The organism is Blastococcus sp. TML/M2B (genome assembly GCF_016612865.1).
Classification (GTDB): domain Bacteria; phylum Actinomycetota; class Actinomycetes; order Mycobacteriales; family Geodermatophilaceae; genus Blastococcus.
The window spans coordinates 990,789-1,014,674 of sequence record NZ_JAENZZ010000002.1; the positions used below are offsets into that span (position 1 = coordinate 990,789).

Annotated in this window: 22 protein-coding genes and 1 pseudogene; 9 read left to right on the top strand and 14 right to left on the bottom strand. The window is 72.3% G+C overall.

Going from position 1 to position 23,886, the window contains the following annotated elements:
• Positions 1 to 5: 5 nt before the first annotated feature.
• The 3 genes and pseudogenes from JKP75_RS13270 to JKP75_RS24665 all read right to left on the bottom strand — a co-directional run.
• Positions 6 to 2,555, bottom strand: coding sequence for a DEAD/DEAH box helicase family protein (locus JKP75_RS13270; RefSeq protein ID WP_200490791.1), 2,550 nt, complete (start codon positions 2,553 to 2,555; stop codon positions 6 to 8).
• A complete protein-coding gene (locus JKP75_RS13275) occupies positions 2,552 to 3,724 on the bottom strand; it encodes a site-specific DNA-methyltransferase (RefSeq protein WP_200493160.1) in 1,173 nt (390 codons plus the stop codon). The genes JKP75_RS13270 and JKP75_RS13275 overlap by 4 nt, the downstream gene beginning before the upstream one ends.
• A gap of 58 nt (positions 3,725 to 3,782) precedes the next feature.
• Positions 3,783 to 4,133, bottom strand: a pseudogene (locus JKP75_RS24665) (DNA methyltransferase); the annotation flags it as partial.
• Positions 4,134 to 4,650: 517 nt separating this feature from the next.
• Here JKP75_RS24665 and JKP75_RS13285 point away from each other — a divergent pair.
• The 7 genes from JKP75_RS13285 (at position 4,651) to JKP75_RS13315 (ending at position 11,040) form a co-directional block, all read left to right on the top strand.
• The gene (locus JKP75_RS13285; RefSeq protein ID WP_200490789.1) at positions 4,651 to 5,643 is read left to right on the top strand and encodes a hypothetical protein; all 993 of its coding nucleotides are present in this window, start codon (positions 4,651 to 4,653) and stop codon (positions 5,641 to 5,643) included.
• A 149-nt stretch (positions 5,644 to 5,792) separates the two neighbouring features.
• Complete coding sequence (locus JKP75_RS13290; RefSeq protein WP_200493161.1) at positions 5,793 to 6,521, top strand: hypothetical protein; 729 nt, start codon at positions 5,793 to 5,795, stop codon at positions 6,519 to 6,521.
• The gene (locus JKP75_RS13295) at positions 6,511 to 7,563 is read left to right on the top strand and encodes an ImmA/IrrE family metallo-endopeptidase (protein WP_200490786.1); all 1,053 of its coding nucleotides are present in this window, start codon (positions 6,511 to 6,513) and stop codon (positions 7,561 to 7,563) included. The genes JKP75_RS13290 and JKP75_RS13295 overlap by 11 nt, the downstream gene beginning before the upstream one ends.
• Before the next feature lie 132 nt (positions 7,564 to 7,695).
• The gene (locus JKP75_RS13300) at positions 7,696 to 8,736 is read left to right on the top strand and encodes a nucleotidyltransferase (RefSeq protein ID WP_200490785.1); all 1,041 of its coding nucleotides are present in this window, start codon (positions 7,696 to 7,698) and stop codon (positions 8,734 to 8,736) included.
• Positions 8,733 to 9,242 carry a hypothetical protein gene (locus JKP75_RS13305; protein WP_200490784.1) on the top strand — a complete coding sequence of 170 codons (510 nt, stop codon included), beginning with the start codon at positions 8,733 to 8,735 and terminating at the stop codon, positions 9,240 to 9,242. The genes JKP75_RS13300 and JKP75_RS13305 overlap by 4 nt, the downstream gene beginning before the upstream one ends.
• Positions 9,239 to 9,832 carry a hypothetical protein gene (locus JKP75_RS13310; RefSeq protein ID WP_200493162.1) on the top strand — a complete coding sequence of 198 codons (594 nt, stop codon included), beginning with the start codon at positions 9,239 to 9,241 and terminating at the stop codon, positions 9,830 to 9,832. Before JKP75_RS13305 ends, JKP75_RS13310 begins: the two co-directional genes overlap by 4 nt.
• Positions 9,833 to 10,020: 188 nt before the next feature.
• A complete protein-coding gene (locus JKP75_RS13315; RefSeq protein WP_200493163.1) occupies positions 10,021 to 11,040 on the top strand; it encodes a hypothetical protein in 1,020 nt (339 codons plus the stop codon).
• Between the two features lie 289 nt (positions 11,041 to 11,329).
• On the opposite strand, the gene JKP75_RS21450 is transcribed toward JKP75_RS13315, so the two are convergent.
• From JKP75_RS21450 to JKP75_RS13330, 4 genes are all read right to left on the bottom strand, one after another.
• Complete coding sequence (locus JKP75_RS21450) at positions 11,330 to 11,716, bottom strand: hypothetical protein (RefSeq protein WP_242473321.1); 387 nt, start codon at positions 11,714 to 11,716, stop codon at positions 11,330 to 11,332.
• On the bottom strand, positions 11,716 to 14,211 hold the full coding sequence (locus JKP75_RS13320; protein WP_242473322.1) for a vitamin B12-dependent ribonucleotide reductase: 2,496 nt from the start codon (positions 14,209 to 14,211) through the stop codon (positions 11,716 to 11,718). The genes JKP75_RS21450 and JKP75_RS13320 overlap by 1 nt, the downstream gene beginning before the upstream one ends.
• A gap of 142 nt (positions 14,212 to 14,353) precedes the next feature.
• A complete protein-coding gene (gene nrdR, locus JKP75_RS13325) occupies positions 14,354 to 14,839 on the bottom strand; it encodes a transcriptional regulator NrdR (RefSeq protein ID WP_200490782.1) in 486 nt (161 codons plus the stop codon).
• Positions 14,840 to 15,137: 298 nt separating this feature from the next.
• Positions 15,138 to 15,395: a hypothetical protein gene (locus JKP75_RS13330; protein ID WP_200490781.1), complete on the bottom strand. Its 258-nt coding sequence runs from the start codon at positions 15,393 to 15,395 to the stop codon at positions 15,138 to 15,140.
• Between the two features lie 60 nt (positions 15,396 to 15,455).
• Here JKP75_RS13330 and JKP75_RS13335 point away from each other — a divergent pair, with 60 nt between their 5' ends.
• Positions 15,456 to 15,701 carry a hypothetical protein gene (locus JKP75_RS13335; protein WP_200490780.1) on the top strand — a complete coding sequence of 82 codons (246 nt, stop codon included), beginning with the start codon at positions 15,456 to 15,458 and terminating at the stop codon, positions 15,699 to 15,701.
• A gap of 406 nt (positions 15,702 to 16,107) precedes the next feature.
• Here the strand turns inward: JKP75_RS13335 and JKP75_RS21455 are convergent, their stop codons facing one another.
• On the bottom strand, positions 16,108 to 16,674 hold the full coding sequence (locus JKP75_RS21455) for a LysM peptidoglycan-binding domain-containing protein (RefSeq protein WP_242471262.1): 567 nt from the start codon (positions 16,672 to 16,674) through the stop codon (positions 16,108 to 16,110).
• A gap of 205 nt (positions 16,675 to 16,879) precedes the next feature.
• Here JKP75_RS21455 and lexA point away from each other — a divergent pair, with 205 nt between their 5' ends.
• Complete coding sequence (gene lexA, locus JKP75_RS13345) at positions 16,880 to 17,647, top strand: transcriptional repressor LexA (RefSeq protein ID WP_200490779.1); 768 nt, start codon at positions 16,880 to 16,882, stop codon at positions 17,645 to 17,647.
• A 12-nt stretch (positions 17,648 to 17,659) separates the two neighbouring features.
• Here lexA and JKP75_RS13350 read toward each other — a convergent pair whose 3' ends face one another.
• The 6 genes from JKP75_RS13350 to JKP75_RS13375 form a co-directional block, all read right to left on the bottom strand.
• Entirely contained in the window at positions 17,660 to 18,730 is a 1,071-nt protein-coding gene (locus JKP75_RS13350; protein WP_200490778.1) for a hypothetical protein, read from the bottom strand.
• A complete protein-coding gene (locus tag JKP75_RS13355) occupies positions 18,702 to 19,424 on the bottom strand; it encodes a phosphatase PAP2 family protein (protein WP_309229818.1) in 723 nt (240 codons plus the stop codon). Before JKP75_RS13355 ends, JKP75_RS13350 begins: the two co-directional genes overlap by 29 nt.
• Before the next feature lie 62 nt (positions 19,425 to 19,486).
• The gene (hflX, locus tag JKP75_RS13360) at positions 19,487 to 20,938 is read right to left on the bottom strand and encodes a GTPase HflX (RefSeq protein ID WP_200490777.1); all 1,452 of its coding nucleotides are present in this window, start codon (positions 20,936 to 20,938) and stop codon (positions 19,487 to 19,489) included.
• Between the two features lie 371 nt (positions 20,939 to 21,309).
• Entirely contained in the window at positions 21,310 to 22,182 is an 873-nt protein-coding gene (dapF, locus tag JKP75_RS13365; RefSeq protein ID WP_200490775.1) for a diaminopimelate epimerase, read from the bottom strand.
• Entirely contained in the window at positions 22,179 to 23,102 is a 924-nt protein-coding gene (gene miaA / locus JKP75_RS13370) for a tRNA (adenosine(37)-N6)-dimethylallyltransferase MiaA (RefSeq protein WP_200490774.1), read from the bottom strand. Before miaA ends, dapF begins: the two co-directional genes overlap by 4 nt.
• A gap of 8 nt (positions 23,103 to 23,110) precedes the next feature.
• Entirely contained in the window at positions 23,111 to 23,836 is a 726-nt protein-coding gene (locus JKP75_RS13375; RefSeq protein ID WP_200490773.1) for a hypothetical protein, read from the bottom strand.
• Positions 23,837 to 23,886: the final 50 nt, after the last annotated feature.

Below are 23,886 nucleotides of genomic sequence, written 5' to 3' on the forward strand. Positions count from 1 at the left end.
GCTGCTCAGCGGCGCGCGGCGCGCGACCGAGTCAGGGCGTCGGGCAAGGTCCGCGCCTCGTTCACCACGTGCTGGGGAACGAGCAGGTACTGCCACTCACCGTGCTGGCCGTCGTCGGTGACGTACCGGGCCCACTGCTCGGCTGCCGCGCGCTTGCTCTGTACGACCGGGTCGTCGACGCGGTCGTCGCCCTTGACCTCGAGCAGGTAGTGGACGCTGGAGATCTCGGCGTGGAAGTCCGGGCTGTAGCGGCCGCCCTCCCACTCCACGACGAACTCGCCGCGCTGGATGCGCGCCCACACGGTGACCTCGGCGGCACTGTCGAGCAGGTTGGCGAACCTCCGCTCGGTCTCGCTGTCGAACCAGTTCAGCGGGTGCAGGGCCCGCTCACTCCACGTGGAGTAGGCGACCCCGCGGCTGAACTTCCCGTACCGGTTGGGCTCCACCGGCCGGCCGTTGGTCCGCGTAGGACCGAACGCCGTGGTGCTCACGCTCCGGTCGACCACCTCGGGGGCAGCCCGGTACTCCTTCTGCAACATCCGCTGTACCGCGGTCAGGGTCTGGTTGACGTACGGCGCCACGTTGTCGGCGCCTCCGGCGGCGTCGACCAAGACGGTCGCGAGCCGCTTGGCCGCGTTGAGGTCGGAGCGACGCGCGGAGTCGATGAACTCGACGGCGAGGATGCCGTTCTTCAGCGAGCCGACCACGTCGCCGTACGGCAGCTCGGGGGTGCTCGCGTCGATGATGTCGGCGGCGTCGGCCGGCACGAGACGCAGCCCAGTCGGACTGCTGGGGTCCTCGACCACATCCAAACGCTTGCGGGCCAAGCTTCCACCGCCTGCGCCGGCGACCTGCTTGCCGATGTCGGCGAGGAGGTCCTCGTCGACGTCGGAGAGCGCGAACGACCGAGCGACGACGGTGCGCTCCACCTTCGGCATGACGATCTCGCGTGCGGCGGTGATCGGCGCAGCGACGCTCTCGGCCTGGGCGTTCGCGTCCCGCAGCCGTTCATCCAGCGTGGTAATGGTTGACCCGCCAGTGGGTTCGTCGGCCGGTGAGACCGGAACCGGGGTGACGGCGTCGCTGCCGTCCACACCCGCCGCCGCGGGGGCGACATCGGTGTCCGCCGCGGGCTGCGTCGCCTCTGCCGGTGTCAGTTCCGCAGAGCGCTCAGCGGTCGGTCCGTCGGTCGGAGGCGCAGGTTCGTCGACGTCTGGAGCGGCAGGGTCGTCGCCGGTGGGGGCATCGACGACGCGGGTCACGTTCGGCACGTCGGTCGGCACCGGGACGACGCGGCGCTCGACCAGGCCCTCCAGGAGGACGCCAGCTCGCGAAAGCAGCGCGTCGTATCGCTCGTGCGAGAGCACCTCGACGGTGTCGAGCAGCTCGACGCCGGTGTAAGAGCCCCACGGCAGCCGGAGGCCGCGGCCGAGGGTCTGCTCCGTCAGGACGTCGGAGATCGACGGACGCAGGGAGCAGATGACGTAGATGTTCTTGACGTCCCACCCCTCCTTCAGCATGTCGACGCTCACGATGACCCTGACTGGGCTGTCGGGCTCCTCCACGGCCCCCAGCCGCGCCAGGGCGTCGTCGGCAGCCTTGCTGTGGACGGTGAGAACGCGCTGCTCGTAGTCGTGCTCGTACAGGCCGGGGCGGCGAAGCACCGCGGCGACTGCCTGCGCGGAGTCGATGGTGTCGGCCACGACGAACATGACGGCGTGGATGCGTGGAAGGCCGTGAGCGTCGGAGTACGCGTCAGCCGCCTTCTGCTTCGCGTGCAGGAGGGAGACGCCGTCGCGCAGGCGCACCTCGACGCTGTCCGCGGTGTCTGTCCGACCGACGAGCACCGGGGTCTTGACGTACTTGTCGGCGATGGCCCTGGCCAGCGGGTAGCGGTAGACGATCTTCGACAGGTCCGACTTCGCCGGCGTGGCCGTCAGCCCGACGAGTGCCAGCGGGTCCAGGTCTCGGATGGCTGCGGAGAACGACGCCGCTTCCTCGGAGTACACGTGGTGCTCGTCGGCGATGACGACCAGGTCTGGCCGCGACTTCAGGTAGGCGTAAAGGTCTTCGCCGAGCCACTCCTGGAACTTGCGGGTGCGGCGCGTGACCTTGTCCGGCTTCGTCAGCGCATGGACGGTGAACACGAAGAGCTTGACGGTGTCCTCGTCGCCCAGCGCGGTGGCCACGTCTCCGGTGTTGAAGTTGTCGACCGTGACGATGGTCGGACGGGTGGTCATCCCGCCGAGCACCGACTTCTTGTGTCCCTCGGTGAAGTTGTTGACCGTCTTGTCCAGGATGGTGCGCCCCGGGGTCACCACAAGGACGTTGCGGACACCGGACTCGGCCAGGTACTCGACGAGACCGGCGGCCAGGTAGGTCTTGCCGACGGCGGTAGCCAGATCGCACACGGCCTCCGTCGAGGCCCCGGCTGCGGCGTCGATGTGCTTGGCAACGGCGGCCAGAGCCTCGGCGTTGGGCACCCGCAGGTCCAAGCGCGCGGCGACGTCGTCGATGAGGGCCTGATCGAAGGGCACACTGAGGTGGTCGCTCATGCCGTGTCACCGTCCGGGGTGGAAGTCAGGGAAACCAGCTGGCTGGGGAGGATGCCGCGGCGCGCGAGGTCGCGCGGCACCTTCCGGACCTTCGAGCCGCCCCTGCGGGCCGCGAGCAGCTCCTCGGCACCGGGCTCGATGGCCTGGGCCACCACCAGGAGGGTCTCGCGGTCGGCGAGCTTGGAGAGCAGCAACTCGGCCACGCCGGCGGTCAGCATGCCGTCCAGCACCGCGAGCCGGCTGCGACCCCGTCGGCCGGTGAACGGCCCGTCGGGCTCGTACTCATAGCGCACCTGCGCACAAATGGCGCGAGCGAGCTCACCGCCGACCGCCCAGTCGGCGAGGTACAGATCGCCGTCCTCGTCGGCCTCGAACATGCTCGAGGCGACGCGTACGAGACGGAACCCGCCGCCGCCCGCCCACGCTGCCGTGCCGGTCACCCCTCCGGCGTCCTCGCCCTTGACCACCTTCTCCAGGCGCGGCCGCACGAACGTGTCGATGTTGCTCTCCGACAGCTCCACGGTGACGAAGCGGCGGCCCATCTTGTGCGCGACCGCCGCCGTCGTGCCGGAACCGGCGAAGCAGTCGAGCACGATGTCGCCTGGGTCGGAGGCGATGTGGATGATCTGTTCCATCAGCCGCTCGGGCTTCGGTGTCGCGAAGATGGCGCTGCGGCCCAGCAGGGAGACGATCTCGCCCTTCGCCTCGCGGTTGTTGCCGACCTCCTCGTGAGCCCAGATGGTGGTCGGCACCAGGTCGCCGAGCTCGCTGCGGAACCGCTTGCGGAAGGGGAACGTACGGCCGGTCTTGCCCCACCAGAGGCGATCATCGGCCCGGAGCTCCTCGAAGCTCGTGGGTGACACGCCCCAGTAGCGGCCGGCGCGCGGCGTGAACTTGTCGCCGTGCGGACCCGTCACCTCGTACTTGCCGTCGTTGTAGGGCTTGGCCGCGGTGAGGTCCGACCGGCGCCAATCACCTCGCGGGTCGTTGTCCGGGTTCCAGAAGTCGGCGTCGCTCTTCGAAGTACGAGCGACCCGGTTGCGGCGCCACGCGGCCTTGTTGCGGGCGTACACGTGGATGAAGTCGTGGTCGGCGGAGAAGTGCTGCGCGGAGTTGTTCCGGCTGTGGCTCTTCTGCCAGATGACCGTCGCGACGAAGTTCTGGGCCACCGAAGACCTCGTCGAGCACGCAGCGGGCCCGGTGCTGCTCGACGTCATCGAGGTGGACCCACACGCTGCCGTCGTCGGCGAGCAGCCGTCGGATCTGGTTCAGCCGGTCGCGCAACATGGTCAGCCACACCGAGTGCTCGACGGCGTCGTCGTAGTGGGCGAACGTCTCCCCGGTGTTGAACGGCGGGTCGATGTAGACCAGCTTCACCTTGCCGACGTAGGCCTCGGCCAGGTCAGGCAGCGACGTCAGCGACGTCAGGGCATGCAGAGCGTCGCCGTGCACCAGGAGGTTGCGTTCGGGCTCGTCACCGATGTCGGCTACTGGGGCCAGCAAGCGCACCTCTGAGACACGCCAGTCGGTGGGCTGCACCCACTCGTACCGGTCCGCCCCGTGTGACAGGAGCCGCATGTCCTTGTTCGACCACGACAGCTCCAGCCGTCGACCACTCGCCACAGTTCCTCCTTGGTGACGCACGGTACGTGCCTGACGGACCGTGCGAGGACCGCTACTGCGGGCATGTCGCCCCTCTGGCCCCGCTCGTACCGCCGGATCCGCGCGCGGCACGTGTTGGACTGCCAGCCGCGCCCAGTCAGCGACACCCACGTCCAGACGACGTCACTCCACGAGGCATCTTCCCTACCGGTGAGCGCAGTGGTCCGGCCTCGGCCATGTCCGTATGGGGCGGGGCAGCTGGCGGAAACCCATGCGTGTCCGCACCGACCGCACACCAACTGCCCGACCCCCGAGCGACGGGATCCCGCCGAACTCCCCCAGGGTCCCGAGCTGCCGCCCGCGACGGCGTGACGCATGTCTCTCGTGCGCCTACGATCATGACGCACCGGTTCCACGACGACCGGTGGCCTCAACCCGCCGTTCACGGACCGTCGGCGAGGTCGTCGACAGGTCGGGCGGGACGGGGGAGTGCGTGAGCGAGTACGACCAGTGGCTGCTGGTCGGTGACGTCGAGGCGGGCCTGCAGCTGCTGCGCCGGATCGCCGCACAAGCCGTTCGCACCGGCCCCTTCCCGCCGCCGCAGGGCTACGACCGGTGGAGCGACGATGCAGTCGACGAGCTGCTGGTGGAGATGATCGCCAAGAAGGGGAGTACCGCGTTCCTGCTCGACGCCCTGGCGTCGGTCGACAACCAGGGCTCCGCGGAGCGGTACCTGCTGGCGACGGTGCAGAACTTCCAGAAGGATCAGGCGAAGGCCACCGAGCACGGGAAGCTGCGTGAGCGCCTGAAGAACGTGCTCGGCAAGGACTCCCGGTTCATGTTCGTCACCAGCCCGCACGACGGCTGGCGGCTGGTCGACGGTCCCGCTGAGTGGTGGCAGGGTGACATCGCCGACCTGCACCGCACCGCCCTGCGGGTCCGCGGGGTGTCCATCCCCTCGTGGAACACCGCCGGCCCCACCGCTCGTCCAGCTCAGCACGCCCTCGCAACCGTGGCCGTCGCGGTGCTCACCGACGCCAACGGCACCGTGCGGGCCGAGGACCTGGCCCAGATCCTGCTGGAGCGGTTCCGCCACGAGATCGCGCCGGAGACCGTCGGCGAGTTGTTCCTCGCGGACGGCGATGAGCAGATCGGGCGCACCGACCAGGAGCTCGAGCACGCACTCACGGGCATCAGCGCCGAAGAGCTGTGGGCGCGGCTCACCAGCGAGCAGCGCGCCATCGTGCCCTACCTGATCACGCCGGGCGACGCCGCCGCGCAACTCGGCATCGGTCCGAAGGAGGCGGCCGCACGCCGGGCTCAGGTCATCGAGCTGGTTCGGCTGGCGACCGTCGACGACCCCCGCGCCGACGAGGTGGTGATGGCCTTGCTCGACATCGCCTCGCTGCCGGCCCGGCCGGCCGGGGAGATGGCTCGTCAGTCCCTGGAAGAACCGGCCGACACCGAAGGGAGGATGAGCTCGTGACCGAAGTTGAGGGCACTGCAGCTGCCCGGTTGCGAGCGGCCCTGACCGCAGCGGCGCTCCCTGCGGCGGTCCGACGAGCATGGACAGATCAGCCGCCGACACCCGCGCCGGGGCAGATCTGGCGGGCCCGATGGGGATCCACCGCCCAGTTGCTGCTCGTCGTGGACGCCTCCCGTCGCTCCGTGCGGGCCGTCCCAGTCACCTTGGACGTCGATGCCGCCGACGACAGCGCAGCCATGCTGAGCGCGGAAAGTAGCGATCTCGCCTGCTCGCTGGTCGTGTGGCTTGCCGACGCCACGTTGCTCCCGTTGCGCGTCATGGACCGCTACCTCGGATCGTTGACTGTCAACCTCGGAGAATTGAACGCCGCCGACCGCGGCCGGCCAGTGCTCACCGCCGCTGATGACCGCGCCGTACAGCGGGCGAGACGGCAAGACATCCTCGACACCTTCGTCGCTGCCCGCTGGGCGCCCGAGGGAAGCGGCAACCTCAAGGAGCTCCTGCCCTCATCTGATGTCAAGGGCCTAGCGCAGGTGCTTCAGGTGCCCGAACGCACTGTGGTCGCGCTGCGCCGGGGCCGGGCGGCGCTCACTTCCGAGCAGGCTGAGCGTCTGGCACCCGTCGTGCACCTGCCGGTGGAGAGGTTGCTGGCGGCCAACCCGCCACTACCCGAAGACCTCGTCGCCGATCTGGATCAGCCCGGCTACCGGGCCAAGGTGGTCGCCCTCGCCGAGCGTCGGGGCATCGACGAGATCGAGGCTTGGCTGACCGCCGGCTTCGCTGTCGCCGCCGTGGCCCACCGGCAGACCGAAGGCGAGAAACCGGCCTGGACCGACCGCCTCGATCACTACTTCGCGCTGGTGCTCGATGAGCCTTGAGATCCCCGTGCGCCGCGACACCGTCCGCCGGCAGGCGCAGGCCATGCTCACCCTTCTCGACAGTCTCCTGCCCGGCCGCCGCGACGCGCTCGGTCGGGATCCGGTTGAGGTCCTGCGCACCTGGCCGGAGGTGGACTACCGGGAGGTGCCGCCGGCCGAGACCGGCAGCCGATGCAGCGTCGCCGGCGCCTACTACGGCTCCGAGGATCCACCTCTGCTCACGGTGGCCGACGCCACCAGCCCCGGACGCCGGGCGTTCACCGCGCTGCACGAGCTCGGCCACCACCTGCAGCAGTCCGATCCCGACCTCGCCGAGACCGTCGACCTGCACGAGGGCGCCGCTGATCAGTTCGAGGACGCCGCCTGCGACGCCTTCGCCGCCGACGTACTCCTCTCCGAGGAGCTCGTCGCCCGCCATCTCCCGGCGGGCACGCCGACCGCCGACAACATCGTGGCCCTGCGCCGCGGCGCCACGGCCTCCCGCGCCGCCGTCTGCGTCCGCGCCGCGCAGCACCTGAGCTCACCCGGCCACGTGCTGCTCCTCGACGCGGAGGGCACCGTCCAGTTCGCCGCCTCGCATCTCATGCCCCGGCCCGGCCGCGGCAGCGACCAGAGCACCGCCGAAGTCATCCGCCAGGCCCTCAGCAATCCGGCCGGACAGGGCCGGTCCCGCGGCCGTACCCGCCTCCGGTACCGCAACGGCATCCAAGGGGACGAGCTGTACGCCCAGGCGGCACCGATGGACGGCTACCTCGTCGTCGTCGCCGTCACCGACCACGCCCCCTGGGAGACCGGGTTCACCCTGCCGATCGCGCAGACCGGGCCGACGGCCGCCTGGCGGATCTGCGTCCACTCCGAGTGCGGCGAGGACTTCCAGACCTTCGAGGGCCCCTGCGCTCGTTGTGGTCACCACACCTGCACGAAGTGCAGCCGCTGCGCCTGCGCCCCGGTGGTGAAGGAGCGGGACTGCACCCGCTGCGGCCTCCGCCTCCCGGCACGGCTCTTCGACGGCGACGCCGACCGCTGCCGCGACTGCTCCTGAACTTCCTGTCCTCGATCGCCCTCTTCTGCCGAGATGGCTCGTCTGTCCCAGGTGAGGCCCCACGGCCCACCGCCGCGCAGCACCGACCTGCGCGGACGGACAGGACAGTCGGCACGAGAGGACACACAACTGATGACTGACAAGCCCCCCACCATGGAGCAGCTGCTCACCCAGGCCCGCGGCCGCATCCAGATCACCGAGGAGGAGATCAAGGAGGCCCGCCGGCGCCGCGAGCTCATCGCCAGCGCGCTGCGCAAGGCGTTCCCCGGCTCCCGGGTCTACTTCAACGGCAGCCTCGCCCACGGCGACGCCCTCACCCCGCTGACGGACATCGACCTCGGCATCGTCATCGCCGAGGCCAAGGACACCCACGGCCCCGGCAAGAAGGGTCCGCGCGACCTGATGGACCGCGCCGCCGAAGCCATCCGTGACGCGCTCGGCGAGGAGTTCCCCAAGCTCACCGTGACCGTCGAAGGCTGCACCCGTGCGGTGCTCGTCCGCTTCGGCGACCCCGTCCACGCCGGCGAGAAGGACTTCACCGCCGACGTCATCTGCGCCATCGACAATGCGCGCGCCCCGGGCCTGTCCATCCCGAAGGCGCCCGGTTGGTCCCGCTCGGACCCCGAGACGCACACCCGGCTCGTGCGCCAGGCGATCGAGGACACCCGCGTCGCGTTCGCGCACATCGTCCGCCTGCTCAAGCACTGGGACCGCAGCAACGGCATGCCCCTGGTCAGCTGGAACATCAAGGCCCTGGCGCTGGGCTGCATCACCGCCCCCACGACGCACCTGGCCGGCCTGTCGAAGTGGTTCACCCACGCCGCCGACGAGCTGGACAAGGGCCTCACCGAGGACCCGGCGCGGGTCGCCGAGAAGCCGATCAAGCTGGGCAAGGACTGGACGCGCACCCAGGTCGTCACCGCCCTCCGCGACGCCGGCAAGCGCCTCGACGAGGCGGCCCGCCTTGAGCGCGACGGCTACCCCCTGCTCGCCCACGACGAGCTGGCCAAGCTCTTCAACGACGAGGAGATGCTGCCGCGCCCGGACCAGGACGCTGTACGGGCCGAGGAAGCGCGCCGCATCCAGCGCGGCAGCCGCAACGGTGCCCCCACCACCGGCACCGGTGCCGGTGCCAGCCGCCCCCGGGTCCCGGTCCGGAGTTGGGCCCCGTGACCGCCTCCATCGACGGGCTGCTGTGGACCCAGCAGCCCGACGTCACGTGGTACGGCCTGCAGCCGTGGTGGCAGCGATGGGTGGAGGCCGGCGCCCGTGCTGAGCACGGCGCTGACCTTCGGCTGGGCCTCGACCTCGACCGGATCACCTACCGCGTGCCGATCGAGGTCCGGGGCCGCCGGGACCCCGTCGACCTCCGGATCGAGTTCCACCGGTGGCCCCGGTATGACTGCTACGACCTCCCGCCGGAGGAGTACCCCCGGGTGTTCGCCGCTCCGGGGGCGGCCTCCCCGCACCGGATGCCCACCGACGACGCGCTCTGCCTCTACTTCCCCGACTCCCCGCCGTGGCGCCGGTGGCGGCCGGTCGACGGCCTGCTCGCGCTGATCGACCTGGCGCGCGACCACGTCTTCTTCGAGGACTACTGGCGCGCCACGGGCGGTCACCGCGGAGGCACCTGGCTGGGTGACGAGGCGCCGCACGGTTTCCCGGCGGTGGCCGCGTGATCCCCGAGCTCGTCGCCGCCGCGGTGCGCGCGACCGGCACCGTCGCCGCCCGAACCGCATGCGCACCCGTAGAACAGCCCGACCCCGGGTTCTGGTCCGACATCGACGCCGGCAACCTCCTCGGCGCCCTCGCGACGGTGATCGTCGGCATCGTCGCCGCCGTCGTCGCGGTCAACGCCTACAAGACCCAGCAGCGGGAGGCCCGCCGGCAGGAGAAGGCGAAGTTCTACGCCGAGGCGGTGCGCGCGGTCGAGGACTACATGGAGGCGCCGTACCGCATCCTGCGGAAGGACGGCTCAGCCGAAGCCCGCCGGGAGATCACCCAGCACATCAGCGACGTGAAGTCACGGATCAGCTTCTACACCGGCTGGATGGAGATCCATGGGACCACCGCGGTGTGCAGCGCCTACCGGGACTTCGTCGCCGCCTCTCAACGGGAAGCCGGCCCGCAGATGACCGCGGCCTGGAGCGCCAAGCCAGTCAAGAAGGACAAGGACGTGCCGCTGCGCACCGCACCGCTGCCCCGCACCGCCACCGACGCCGCACGGGACACGCTCGTGACCGCCATGCACGACGACCTCAACCGGTAGCGAACTGGCCAGCTCGTAGACAGCCGGCCGGGCGGACAGCGCCGATCGCGACCAGCCCCCCGGAACGTCCACGTCGGGGTCGCATGTTGAATCCGGCGGTGAGCTCCTCTCCGCACGACGCCGCAGCCCACCCCGAACCACCCAGGAGAGGCCGCCTGCAGAAGGCCCCCCGGACATCCTTCGTGGAGATGGTCAGGGGACGGCTATCGGCGACCTGGTGGCCCAGCGCCGCGCCGCCCGTCAACGCCGACGACCTCTACGCCTCCGCGCAGCGCCACGCCGTGCGGGCGTTCCGCGCGCGGGCCAACGACGACCAGGACGACGCGGCCCTGCAGTTCGGCGTGATGCTCGAGCACCTGGCGAAGGCCTACCTCGTCGGACTCCATCCGACGCTGGTGCTCGAAAGGAACTTCGACTTCCCGACGCTCCTCCGCCTCGCCGGTCAGGGCCAGCGTGTCAAGCCCGGGCACGTACTCAAGACGATCGGCCTACGCGGTGCCCTCGAGCGCTTTGGCGAGATGGAGGCAGCCGGCGCGCCAGGGGCCGGCAAGAAGCACGCGGACCGGTTCGAACTGCTGCTGCAGGCACGCGACGGCGTCGCGCACATCGGGGCCGCCGGCACCGCCGCCGACACGGTCGCCGAACTCGCCGTGCGCGGCGCCGTGGAGATCCTGGACAAGATCAACCGACCCCACGACATGTTCTTCGGCGACTGGTCTGCACCCGCCCGGGCACTGCTCGATGAGCACGCGACGAAGGTTCATCAGCTCGTCCAGCTCCGGTTGTCGCAGGCCCGAGACGCCTTCACCCGGCGCTTCAGCGGACTCGACAAGCCGGACCGCGACGCCCAGCTCATCGCCCTCGACGTCCGCCCCGCCACCGTCGCCGACGACACCAAGCTCGCCGTCACCTGCCCCGCCTGCAGCCAGCACGGCGTCCTCACCGGCACCGACGACCTCGACTTCGAGGCCGACTGGGACGTCGAAGACGGTGACTCGTTCGTCAGCGGGGTCATCTCCACCGTGATCCTCCGCGCCGACGCCTTTACCTGCCCCGTCTGCGGCCTCCGGCTGACCGGCCGGGAGCAGCTCCTCGACGCCGGCCTGGACACTGTCGTCGACCTCCGCGCGGCGACCCAGGAGGACCTTGAGGCCTACGAGTCCAAGCGTCACGCCGACGCGTGGGAGCGCGAACCCGACCACGCCTGACCCACCCGAGGGCGCCGCCAACCCCGTAACCGCATACCGGGGAGTCTTTGTAGCCACCGGCGCCCTACAAGCCGTTGTCCTCGACGCCTATGCCCGGGGAACACCTCACCGGCGTTCTCCCCTTCTGCCTCAGAAGCGGCCAGCGGCCCGGCCCCTTGAGAAGGGACCGGGCCGCTGGACGGGGTCGAGCTAGCCGCGGAAATGTCTCGCTGACCGAACCCGGGACAATGCTGACCGAACTCCGGACATTGCTGACCGCGCCAGCGCGGACATTTCCTGGCCGTTCACATCAGCTGCAGCCGCTGGTGGAGCCGCAGCCCTCGCAGACGTAGCAGCTACCGGCCGGTCGCATCTTCGTACCGCAGGTCATGCACAGCGGCGCGTCGGTGGCGGTGCCGGTGACCAGCTCGAGCAGTTCGGCCGAGGAGTGCGCCTCCTTGACCGACTTCGGACCGGCGGGGGTCACCTTCTCCTCCACCTTGGCGGTCTCGATCGGCGCGGAGCCGCGCAGCTCCTCCAGGTCGACCTCCTCCTCGGTGACGGCCGGCGTGCTGGCCGACGAGCCGTAGGAGCCGGCGACCTGGGCGGCCCGCTCCTCGGCGGTGAAGATGCCGAGGCCGGCCCGCTTCTCGACGGGCAGGTGGTCCAGCGCCAGGCGGCGGAAGATGTAGTCCATCACCGAATCTGGGCGATCCGGATGTCCGGGTCGTCGGTCATGCCGGCCGGCTCGAAGCGCATGTTGGTGAACTTCTGGATGTAGGTCTCCAGCGGCACACCGTGCTGCAGCGCCAGCGAGATGCCGATCGAGAAGGCGTCCATGACACCGGCCAGGGTCGAACCCTGCTTGCCGAGCTTCAGGAACACCTCACCGAGGCTGCCGTCCTCGTACATGCCGGCGGTCATGTAGCCCTCGGCGCCGGCGACGCTGAACGAGGTGGTGACGCTCGTCCGCTTCTTGGGCAGGCGCTTGCGGACCGGGTGCGAGAGCGCCGTCGGGGCGGCGGCCTCGACGACGACCTCGTCCTTGGTGCCGTCGTTCTTGCCCTTGCCACCGGACAGCGGCTGGCCGACCTTGCAGTTGTCCCGGTAGATCGCCAGCGCCTTGAGGCCGAGCTTCCAGCCCTCGAAGTAGATCTTCTCGACGTCCTCGACGGTCGCCGTCTCCGGCATGTTGACCGTCTTGCTGATCGCGCCGGAGATGAAGGGCTGCACCGCGGCCATCATGCGGACGTGGCCCATCGGGGAGATGGCCCGCTCGCCCATGGCGCAGTCGAAGACCTCGTAGTGCTCGGGGCGCAGCGACGGCGCGTCCACGACGTGCCCGTGCTCGGCGATGTACTCGACGATCGCCTCGACCTGCTCCTCCTGGTAGCCCAGGCTGCGCAGTGCCCGCGGGACCGTCTGGTTGACGATCTGCATCGAGCCGCCGCCGACCAGCTTCTTGAACTTGACCAGCGAGAAGTCCGGCTCGATGCCGGTCGTGTCGCAGTCCATCATGAAGCCGATGGTCCCGGTGGGGGCCAGCACGGAGGCCTGCGCGTTGCGCCAGCCGTTGTCCGCGCCGATCTCGAGGCAGTCCTGCCACTGCTGGGTGGCGGCACGCAGCACGTCGGCGTCATCGGCGCCGACCGGGCGGATGGCGTCGTTGGCCGCGGCGTGCTTGCGCATGACCCGGGCGTGGGCGTCGGCGTTGCGGGCGTAGCCGTCGTAGGCGCCGACGATGCCGGCCAACTCGGCCGAGCGGCGGTAGGCGGTGCCGGTCATCAGCGAGGTGATCGCCGCGGCCAGGCTCTGGCCACCACGGGAGTCGTAGGCGTGGCCGGTCGCCATGAGCAGCGCGCCCAGGTTGGCGTAGCCGATGCCCAGCTGGCGGTAGGCGCGGGTGGTCTCGCCGATCGGCTCGGTCGGGAAGTCGGCGAAGCAGATCGAGATGTCCATCGCGGTGATGACCAGCTCGACGGCCTTGACGAAGTTCTTCGAGTCGAACGTGCCGTCGTCCTTGAGGAACTTCATGAGGTTCAGCGACGCCAGGTTGCACGAGCTGTTGTCCAGGCTCATGTACTCCGAGCATGGGTTGGACGCGTTGATGCGACCGGTCTCGGGGTTGGTGTGCCAGTCGTTGATCGTGTCGTCGTACTGGATGCCCGGGTCGGCGCACTCCCACGCGGCCTGGGTGACCTTGCGGAACAGCTCCTTGGCGTCGACGGTCTCGATGACCGAGCCGTCCATGCGGGCACGCAGGCCGAAGTCGGTGCCCTCCTCGACGGCGCGCATGAACTCGTCGGAGACGCGGACGGAGTTGTTGGCGTTCTGGTACTGGACGCTGGTGATGTCCTTGCCGCCGAGGTCCATGTCGTACCCGGCGTCGCGCAGCGCGCGGATCTTGTCCTCCTCGCGCGCCTTGGTCTCGATGAACTCCTCGATGTCCGGGTGGTCGATGTCGAGGACGACCATCTTGGCGGCGCGACGGGTGGCGCCACCGGACTTGATCGTCCCGGCGGAGGCGTCGGCACCGCGCATGAAGCTGACCGGGCCGGACGCGGTGCCGCCGGAGGAGAGCAGCTCCTTGGAGGAGCGGATGCGGGAGAGGTTGAGGCCGGCACCGGAGCCGCCCTTGAAGATCAGGCCCTCCTCGCGGTACCAGTTGAGGATCGAGTCCATCTCGTCGTCGACGGCGAGGATGAAGCAGGCGCTGACCTGCTGCGGGGAGCTCGTGCCGACGTTGAACCACACCGGCGAGTTGAAGCTGAAGTACTGGTGCATGAGCATCCAGGTCAGCTCGTGCTCGAAGATCTCGGCGTCGCCCTCGCTGGCGAAGTAGCCGTGCTCGCGACCGGCCGCACCGTAGGTGAGCACCACCCGGTCGATGAGCTGGCGCAGGCTGGTCTCGCGCTGCGGCGTGCCCACGGCACCGCGGAAGTACTTCGTGGTGACGATGTTGGTGGCGTTGATGCTCCACTCGGCCGGGAACTCGACACCGCGCTGCTCGAAGTTGATCGAGCCGTCGCGCCAGTTGGTCATGACGACGTCGCGACGCTCCCACGTCACCTCGTCGTAGGGGTGCACACCGGCGGTGGTGAAGACGCGCTTGATCTTGAGGCCCTTGCGGCTGGGCGCCTTGGTGCTGCGCCGCGCGCGGGTGCCGGCCAAGCGGTCGTCGGTCTCGGTCATGGTGTGGAGCTCTCCCTGTCGATGTGGTGCGCGGTGTGGTGCTCGGTGCGCGCTGCGGAGCCGCGCGGTGAGAGATCGGAGGGCTGGGGAAGAGCCGCGATCGCGGTGCTCGGGTGATGTCTAACCGGAGGTGCTGACAGTTCTAGGAGCTGCCGGAGGGGCCCGCCGGCTCGGGGCCCCCGGTGGTGCGGGCCTTGAGCTCGGCGATCTCCTTCTCGAAGTCGGCCACCGAGGTGAAGGCGCGGTAGACGCTGGCGAACCGGAGGTAGGCGACCTCGTCCAGCTCCCGGAGGGGACGCAGGATGGCCAGCCCGACCTCGTGGCTGGGCACCTCCGCCGCGCCGCTGGCGCGGATGGTGTCCTCGACCTGCTGGGCGAGCAGCGCCAGCTGGTCCTCGTCGACCGGCCGGCCCTGGCAGGCCCGGCGGACGCCGGCGACCACCTTGGCGCGGTTGAACGGCTCGCTGACGCCGCTGCGCTTGACGACGGCGAGGACCGCCTCCTCGACGGTGGTGAACCGGCGGTTGCACTGGGGGCACGACCGGCGACGACGGGTCGTGGCCCCCTCGTCGGCCTCCCGCGAGTCGATCACCCGGCTGTCGGGGTTGTGGCAGAACGGGCAGCGCATCGCGGTTCACCTCCCTCGCGGCTCCTCGTCCGGGCGCCCTGTGGACCCTCCTGGGGACATCCGGTGGACGCCGCGGGGAGAACCTGAGGAGCAGCCTGTGGACAAGGCTTACAGCTCTGTAACTACTAGATCTAGTGGAACCCTAAGCCTGGCCCCACTAGATGTGCAAGAGCGGGGATCGTCGGCGTGTTCCGCCCTGACCCGGCTGTCACCCCTGGGAACACGGCTTCCCAGCAGTCACACGACACGCCACGGCGACGCGCCGGTGGATCCGCCCGGAACTCCGGGAAGGGACCGGTCAGGCGGAGCGGGAGCCGCTCAGCCGGGGACGCCGGGCGCCCGGCGCCAGGTCGCTGAGGCGCATCGGCCGGGTGAGCAGATCGGGCTCCGCGTCGATCCGGCCGGTGCAGACCTCGGCGCGGCCGAGGGACTCCTCGGGGCGGGGCGTGCGAGCGGTGGGCACCGCCCAGCCGGCGCCGGTGTGCGGGCGCGCGGCACGGCGCGGCTCGGCGGCCGGCCCGGTGACGGCGGTCCCGGTGACGACGGCGTCGGCCACGGCGGGCAGCTGGTCGGTGGCGTCGGAGACCGCCGCGAAGACCTCGGTGTCGGCCGCGCGGTGGCGACCCTCCTCGCCCGGGGCGCGGTGCCGGCCCGCGGCGACCGGGCCCGCGACCGCGGCGGCGGGCGCCCCTCCGGCGCGCGGCGGCGGCCGGTGCGACGGGCGGGCGCGACCTCGTCGCGGATCAGCGGGAGCGCGGCAGTGGCCGTCGTGTCGGCGGTCGCAGCGGTGGCAGCGGCGGCGGTGGCGGTGGCGGCCGTGTCGGTGACCCGGCTGCGGCTGCGCAGCGCCGAGATCGCCTGATCGGGCGGGAGCACCTGCTTGACCTGCGGGTCGATCCGGCCGGACCGCGCCGCGGCGGCCGCCTCGGCGTCCGGCAGGCGGAGCGCGGCGAGGTCGATCCACGCCGTCTCCTCGACGCCGCCGACGACGACCCGGACCCACATCTGACAGGCGCCGGAGGCGTCGTGCCGCCAGCCCAGCAGCTCGCCCGACCACCACGTGCCGGCCTGGAAGACCTCGACGGCCTGGGGGGAACTGGTGAAGACGGCCGCGCGGCTCTCCATGGCACCTGACACCCGACGACCGTAAGCGCTCGGACGACCACCCTCCGTGAAGGCACCCGGGCAGAGGATTGACGAACTGACCGCCTCGGCTTGACGAGGTGTTGCCCTGGCCGGCGCGCCGCCCGTGGGCAGGGCGCCCGCGGTCACGGGAGGACGAGCGTCTGGCCGGGCGCGATCGAGGCGTCCGCCAACCCGTTCAGCTCACGGATCTCGGCGACGACCGCGCGCACGTCGTCCCCGCTGCCGGCGACCGAGGCGGCGATGGACCACAGCGTGTCCCCGGACTGCACGACGACACTGCTCGCCCCCGCCAGGCGCAGCCCGCCGTCGTCGGAGACGACCGAGCCCACCCACGAGCCGACGACCACCCCGACCGCCAGGCCCAGCACCACACCCAGCCGCCGGGCGCGACGGGTCAGCCGGAGCGCCGGGGCGGCCGGGCGCTCCACCCCGCGACCCGGCACCGGCCTGCGTGCGGCGGGCGCGGAGGGCAGCGGCCGACCCGGCCGCGCCGCGGAGGGGCGCCGGCCGTGCACCGGGAGCCCGGCCGGCGACCGACCCGCACCTGGGGGCACCGCGACCCGGGGGCCGGCCTGGTCGGGGACGGCGCGGAGCTGCCCGCGCCGGACCGGACCACCGGCCAGCGGCGGGCGCCACGGCGCCTGCACGGCCTCGTCGAACTCCACCACTGCCTGCGCCACGCTTCCCATGACCACTCCTCCCGACGGCCGCCCGCGACCTTCGAACGGCTGTTCGAATCGAACGTCTGTGCGATGTCTACCGGACGGGTCCGACAGAAGCGACCCCGGCACGGCGACTTTCTTCGAACACCTGTTTGAAAGCGAGAGCGATCGGCGCTACGGTCGTCCCGACGCACACCAGCACGGCTGCAGCGGCAGCCCGCGAGGAGGAGACGTGGCGGAGACCAGCGGGACGTCGGGGGGCCGGCGCACGCGCAGCGCGACGGCCGAGCCGGGCACCGACGAGGGCACCGCCACGGTGCGCTCCTTCCCCGACCGCGGCGCCGACGGTGACGGGCTGACCCAGCGCCAGCGCCGCGTGCTCGAGGTCATCCGCGACTCGATCGACCGGCGCGGCTACCCACCCTCGGTCCGCGAGATCGGCGAGGCGGTCGGCCTGTCATCCGCCTCGTCGGTGGCCCACCAGCTCTCGGTCCTGCAGAAGAAGGGCTGGCTGCGGCGCGATCCGAACCGCCCCCGCGCCCTGGACGTCCGGCTGCCCGGCGACACGTCGCGCCCCACGGCACCGCTGGCGGAGCCGGTGGCCGGCACGGACGAGCCGGTGTCGGCGCCGACCTACGTGCCGCTGGTCGGCCGGATCGCCGCCGGCGGCCCGGTGCTCGCCGAGCAGGCCGTGGAGGACGTCTTCCCGCTGCCCCGCGAGCTCGTCGGCGAGGGCACGCTGTTCATGCTCAAGGTCGCCGGTGACTCGATGGTCGAGGCCGCGATCTGCGACGGCGACTGGGTGGTCGTCCGCCAGCAGCCGACCGCGGAGAACGGCGAGATCGTGGCCGCGATGATCGACGGCGAGGCGACGGTCAAGACCTACAAGCGGCGCGACGGCCACGTCTGGCTGCTCCCGCACAACCCGGCCTACGACCCCATCCCGGGCGACGACGCCACGGTCCTCGGTCGGGTCGTCTCGGTGCTGCGGCGGGTCTGAGCGACCCGCGGATCAGCGCTTGGCGCGCCGGCGCAGCGCGCCGCCGAGCCAGACCACGACGGTCGCCACCGCAGCCGCGATGAGCGCGGTGGTGACCGTCGACCGGCCCGACCCGGTGAGCTCGCTCAGGGTGGGCACCGGCCCGTCCGACGACGCCGGAGCATCGGAGGCCGATCCCGCCGGGATCGGCACGACGACGACGTCGCCGGGCACACCCTCGCTCGCCACGACGAGCCGCCGGCTGTCCGCCGTGAAGCTGATCGCCTCGCCCTGCGGCGAGTCGGGCAGGGCCACCCGCACGGGCGTGCCGGCGAGCGCGCCGGCCACGTCGGACCCGGACAGCGGCCAGACGTAGGCGTCGGTGTAGGTCCGCAGTGCCAGGGCGGACCCGTCGGCGGCCACCGCTCCCCCGGTGATCAGCAGCTGGCCGGCGCGGCCGACCGGTCCGCCCGCCGTCCCGGTGAGCGTCATGTTCACCGTCGCGACCCGCTCCATCGGCACCGTCGCCTGCTCCGACAGCGGTGCCGTGGGCCGGTAGACCCCGCTGGAGCCCAGGACGTCCTTGGTCACCAGGTACGGGGTGCCGTCGGGGGCCAGCAGCAGCGCCTCCGAGTCGTGCGCGCGGTCCGGGTAGGTGAGCCGGTGCACGCCCGCCGAGCCGTCGGGCCGCAACGAGAGCAGCGCGACGGTGGACCGGATCGCGGTGTTGTCCCCCGCGTCGGCCAGCCAGACGGTGCCGTCGGCGCTCATGCCGAGGTCCTCGGGGTCGTAGGGGTCCACGTCCGCGGTCCGCGTCTCCAACACCTGGCAGCCGGCGTCGAGCACCGTCACGGAGAGCTGGTCCCCGCCGTCGTTCATGACCAGCATCCGGTCGCCCAGGTCGACCAGGCCGGAGATCTCGTCCAGCGCCGGATCGGTGATCGTGCAGCGGACCTCGGGCGCGCCGGCCTCCTCACCCGCCGCGGCCGGTGCACCGACCAGGAGCAGCGCGGCGCCGAGGAGGACGGCCCCGCCGAGCCGGACCGCCGGCGTGGCTCGTCGTCCTCCAGCGCCGCTAGGCGGTCGGCCGGCCTGCTCGGGCACGGACCCAGCGTGACAGGACGACGGCGTCCAGTGCGTGAACCACGCCCAGCAGCACGATCCCCACGGCCGCACCGACGACGGCGTCGGTGACCCAGTGGAAGTCCAGCGAGATCATCGACAGCCCGGTCAGGACGGGGCCGACGACGCTCAGCCACCAGAAGACGTGCTGGACGCGCAGCGGCAGTCCGTACTCGACCGCCTGCCACCGGGCGACACCCCACATGAGCACCGCGTTCGCGACGTGCCCGGAGGGGAACGAGGCGCCGTCCTCGTGGAAGAAGTAGCTGCCGGGGTAGCCCGGCGCGGTCCGCCCGGTGCCGAACTTCAGCGCGTAGACGACCCCGGTCAGCAGGGCCAGGGCGACGAGCACGCGGACGAGGGGCAGCAGGGTGCGCCGCGTCCAGCCCAGGTAACCGACCAGGCCGGCCAGCACCACCAGGATGGTCACCCGGCCGCCCAGCTGGGTCACGACCCAGACCAGCGGGTAGGCCGCCGAGTCGGCCAGGCCCCAGCCCCGCACGACCTCGGAGACGCGGACGTCGAGCCGCTCGGTGGCGCCGGAGGCGAGCAGGTCCAGCGTGACCAGGCCGCCGACCACGAGCGCGACGAGCACCAGCCACCAGGAGGGCCGGCCCACCGGCAGCCGGGCGTCGGTGCCCCGGGGGCCGGCGTCGCGCACCACGCCGCTCGTCACCGGCCCACCGTACCGGGCCGTGACCTCGTCGTGACCTGGACGAGCCGGACCGGGCACGGGTGTCACCCCACCGGGGCGGCGAACTCCTCGAGCGCCGCGGCCAGCGACCCGTCGACGCGGGCGGTGAGCCGGGTGCCCCCGGCCTCGTGCACCTCGGCGAGCACCTCGCCGTCGCGGTGGACGCGGGCGACGAGGTCACCCCGGTCGTAGGGCACGAGCACGTCGACGTCGACGTCCGGGTGGGGCAGGCGCGCCGCGATCAGCTCGCGCAGCCCGTCCATGCCGGCGCCGGTGCGGGCCGAGACCCAGACCGCACCGGGCAGCGCCTGGCGCAGGGTGAGGATCGCTTCCTCGTCCATCGCGTCGACCTTGTTGACGACGATGACCTCCGGGACCGCCGAGGCGTCGATCTCCCGCAGGACGACGTGCACCGCGTTGATCTGGCCGAGCGGGTCCGGGTCGGAGCCGTCGACCACGTGCAGCAGGAGATCGGCCGCGGCCACCTCCTCCAGCGTCGACCGGAAGGCGTCGACGAGCTGGTGGGGCAGGTGCCGCACGAAGCCGACGGTGTCGGTGAGCGTGTACTCGCGGCCGTCCGGCCCCTCGGCGCGGCGCACGGTCGGGTCCAGGGTGGCGAACAGCGCGTTCTCGACCAGCACGCCGGCGCCGGTGAGCTGGTTGAGCAGGCTGGACTTGCCGGCGTTCGTGTAGCCGGCGATCGCCACGCTCGGGGTGGCGTTGCGGTCGCGGCTGCTGCGCTGGGTGGCGCGGGCGGTGGCCATCCCGGCGATCTCCCGGCGCAGCTTGCTCACCCGGGCGCGGATCCGTCGCCGGTCGGTCTCGATCTTCGTCTCACCGGGGCCACGGGTACCGATGCCGCCACCGCCGGCGACGCGACCACCGGCCTGGCGGGACATCGACTCACCCCAGCCGCGCAGGCGCGGCAGCATGTACTGCATCTGCGCCAGCTCGACCTGGGCCTTGCCCTCCCGGCTGGTGGCGTGCTGGGCGAAGATGTCGAGGATCAGCGCGGTCCGGTCGACGACCTTGACCTTGAGCACCTTCTCCAGCTGGTTGAGCTGGCCGGGGGTGAGCTCACCGTCGCAGATGACGGTGTCCGCACCGGTGGCGGCGACGATGTCGCGGATCTCGCCGGCCTTGCCCGAGCCGACGTAGGTGGCGGCGTCGGGCTTGTCGCGGCGCTGGCTCACGGCCTCGAGCACCTCGGAACCGGCGGTCTCGGCGAGCGCGGCCAGCTCGGCGAGGGATCGGTCGGCGTCGGCCTGGGTGCCCTCGGTCCACACGCCGACGAGCACCACGCGCTCGAGGCGCAGCTGCCGGTACTCGACCTCGGTGACGTCGGCGAGCTCTGTGCCGAGCCCGGCGACGCGGCGCAGCGCGCCTCGCGCCTCTAGGTCGTAGGAGCCGGTGGTCTGGTCGTCGACGCGGCCGGCGGCCTTGTCGACCCGGGCCTGGGCGTCGTCGAGGAGGGCGCGGTTCTGGGCGGTGGTCATCGTCTCCAGCGTGGCACGGTCGTCGGCAGGTAGCACCTGAGTTGTCATCACCGTGCACAACACCGCGAGCGCCCCGGTGCATCCCGACCCGGTGCGCGGGTAGGGCGGTCCTGACCAGATCGCCCCACACGAGGAGGAACCGATGAGCGGAAGCGGATCGAGCAGCATCGGATCGGGCAGGGCCGGATCGGGCGGCGAGCTGGACGATCCCGGCCGGGACCCGAAGGGCATCGGCGGGCCGCCGCGCAACCCGATGGGCGGCGGGCCGGACCAGGACAGCGGGCGCGGGCGAGCCGACCGGCAGCCCGGGCACCGAGGGCGAGTCGATGATGCCGGAGTCCCCCGACGGCGACGACGAGCGCGTCTGAGGATCAGGCCCCCAGCCACTCCTCGGTGAGCGACCCGGTCGCCACCAGCACCGCGGGCCCGGTGAGCACCGTCGTCCGGGGGTCGATCTGCACCGACAGGCGACCCCCGGGCACGTCCACGACGACGGTGCCCTCGGTCCGGCCGGCGGCGGCCAGGGCGGTGTAGGCCGCCGCGCACGCGCCGGTGCCGCAGGACCGGGTCTCCCCCACGCCGCGCTCGACCACCCGGAGCCGGATGTGCGCGCCCGGTTCCAGCACGTTGACCAGCTCGACGTTCACGCCCTCGGGGAACAGCCCGGCGTCGAACACCGGGCTCCCGGTCAGGTCGAGGGTGTCGACGTCGACCTCGGTGAGGGCCGCCAGGTGCGGGTTGCCCATGGAGACGGCGAGCCCGGAGAACGTGCGGCCGTCCAGCTCCGCCGTCCCGCGCCCGAACTCCCGGGCCGGCCCCATGTCCACCCAGTAGCCGCCGCCGGTGGCGGCCCCGACCCGGCGCGGGCCGCCGCGGGTGCCGACGAGCACGCCGTCGGCGCACGCGGCCCGGTCGAGCAGCCCCTCCTCGACGAGCGCGTGGAGGAACAGCCGGATGCCGTTGCCGCACATCTCGGCGTAGGAGCCGTCGGCGTTGCGGTGGTCCATGAACCACTCGCAGGCGTCCAGGTCCGGCCCGAGGACGGCGGGGGCGTCGGGCACGTGCGCGCTGCGGACCAGCCGCAGCACGCCGTCGCCGCCGAGACCCGCGCGCCGGTCGCACAGCCGGCGCACCGTGGCGGCGTCCAGGCGCTCGCCGGTCCAGACCGTGCCGTCGGGGTCGGGCAGCACCACGAAGTCGTTCTCGGTGCCGTGCCCGAGCAGGACGCGGGGGGTGGCGGTCACGCGCCGATCGTACGGTCGGCGATCACGGCGGCCGCGGCGTCGAGCAGGTCGGGGCGGCCCGCGTCGAGCCAGGTGGTGGTCGCGTCGCGGCGGAACCACGAGCGCTGCCGGCGGACGAACCGGCGGGTGGTGTTGACCGTCCGCTCCTTCGCCTCCTCCGCGGTCAGCGTGCCGTCGAACTGGGCGAGCACCTGCGCGTAGCCCAGCGCGCGGGACGCCGTCGGCCCCTCGCGCAGCCCGTCGGCGGCCAGCGCCTCGACCTCCGCGACGAAGCCGGCCGCCCACATCCGGTCCACCCGCAGCGCGACCCGCTCGTCCAGCGCCGCGGGCTCGCGGTCCAGGCCCAGCACCACGGCCGGGTAGTGCGGCACCGGCTCGGGCATCGTCGCCCGGAACGGGCCGCCGGTGATCTCGACGACCTCCAGCGCGCGCACGATCCGCCGTCCGTTGCCGGGCAGCACGGCGGCCGCGGCGGCCGGGTCGACCCCGGCCAGCCGCGCGTGCAGCGCCGCCGGCCCGAGCTCGGCGAGCTCGGCCTCCAGCCGCGCGCGCACGGCGGGGTCGGTGCCCGGGAAGTCCAGCTCGTCGAGCACCGCCCGGACGTACAGTCCCGAGCCGCCGACCAGCAGCGGGACGACGCCGGCGGCGCGCAGCCGGTCGATCTCGGCGCGCGCCCGCTGCCGGTACTCGGCGACCGAGGCGGGTTCGCGCACGTGCCAGAGGTCGAGCAGGTGGTGCGGGACGCCGCCGCGCTCCGCCTCGTCCGGCTTGGCGGTGCCGATGTCCATGCCGCGGTAGAGCTGCATGGAGTCGGCGTTGACCACCTCCCCGCCGAGCCGGCGGGCCAGCCGCACGGCGAGCGCGGTCTTGCCCGTCGCGGTAGGGCCGACGACGGCGACGACCGGCGGCGCTCCGCTCACCGGTCCGCTCACCGGACCGCCCAGTCGGCCACGAGGTAGCCGACGCCGAGAGGGGCGGTCGCGGCACGCAGCGAGGCGACGACAGCGCGGTCGGCGAGCGCCCGCCCGACCGCTCGCCACACCGGGACGCCGGCGGCCAGGAGCCGCTCGCCCTCGGCGGCGTCGAGCGCGGCCAGGGCGGCGGCGTCCCCGCGCCCGAGCGCGCCGGCGACGGCGGCGTCGAAGGGCTCGGCGGCCGGGTCGAGGTGGCCGGGCGCCTTGACGCTGCGGCGCGCCGAGCCGTCGCCCATCGCCAGCACGCCGACCCGGCCGGGCAGCGACCGCACCAGGCCGGGCAGGTCGTCGGGCCCGACGCCGACGCGCACACCGGCGTGGCCGGCCTGGTCCAGCAGCCACGCGCCGAGCAGGTGCGGCAGCGGCACCCGGCGCCCGCCCGGGCGGACCCGCCCGCTGAACGGCAGCTCCAGGTCCACGCCGAAGCCGCGCAGGTCACCGGCGTCGCCGTCGCCGAACCGCAGCCCCGCCGCGGGTCCGGCCCCGACCACGACGACCACCTCCGGCTCCGCCCCGAGCACCGCGGTCACGGCGTCGACGCATGCGGCACGCAGGGCCGCGGTGGCCGCGTCCGGCGTCCCCTCCACGGCCGGCAGCAGCAGCGGCGGAGCCGGGCAGAAGGCGACGCGGACCCCGTCCGGGGCGAACGGGACCGGAGACCTCCCGGGATCGGCACTCACATCCAGCAGTGTCGCCGATGCGACGTGGGACACTTCCGGGGTGTCGAGCA

Excerpts from the sequence above, each read along its gene's own strand:
- JKP75_RS13270 (WP_200490791.1), bottom strand. The coding sequence starts at position 2,555 with ATGAGCGACCACCTCAGTGTGCCCTTCGATCAGGCCCTCATCGACGAC.
- JKP75_RS13295 (WP_200490786.1), top strand. The coding sequence starts at position 6,511 with ATGAGCCTTGAGATCCCCGTGCGCCGCGACACCGTCCGCCGGCAGGCG.
- JKP75_RS13300 (WP_200490785.1), top strand. The coding sequence starts at position 7,696 with ATGACTGACAAGCCCCCCACCATGGAGCAGCTGCTCACCCAGGCCCGC.
- JKP75_RS13315 (WP_200493163.1), top strand. The coding sequence starts at position 10,021 with ATGGTCAGGGGACGGCTATCGGCGACCTGGTGGCCCAGCGCCGCGCCG.
- JKP75_RS21450 (WP_242473321.1), bottom strand. The coding sequence starts at position 11,716 with ATGGACTACATCTTCCGCCGCCTGGCGCTGGACCACCTGCCCGTCGAG.
- JKP75_RS13320 (WP_242473322.1), bottom strand. The coding sequence starts at position 14,211 with ATGACCGAGACCGACGACCGCTTGGCCGGCACCCGCGCGCGGCGCAGC.
- nrdR (WP_200490782.1), bottom strand. The coding sequence starts at position 14,839 with ATGCGCTGCCCGTTCTGCCACAACCCCGACAGCCGGGTGATCGACTCG.
- JKP75_RS21455 (WP_242471262.1), bottom strand. The coding sequence starts at position 16,674 with ATGGGAAGCGTGGCGCAGGCAGTGGTGGAGTTCGACGAGGCCGTGCAG.
- hflX (WP_200490777.1), bottom strand. The coding sequence starts at position 20,938 with ATGACCACCGCCCAGAACCGCGCCCTCCTCGACGACGCCCAGGCCCGG.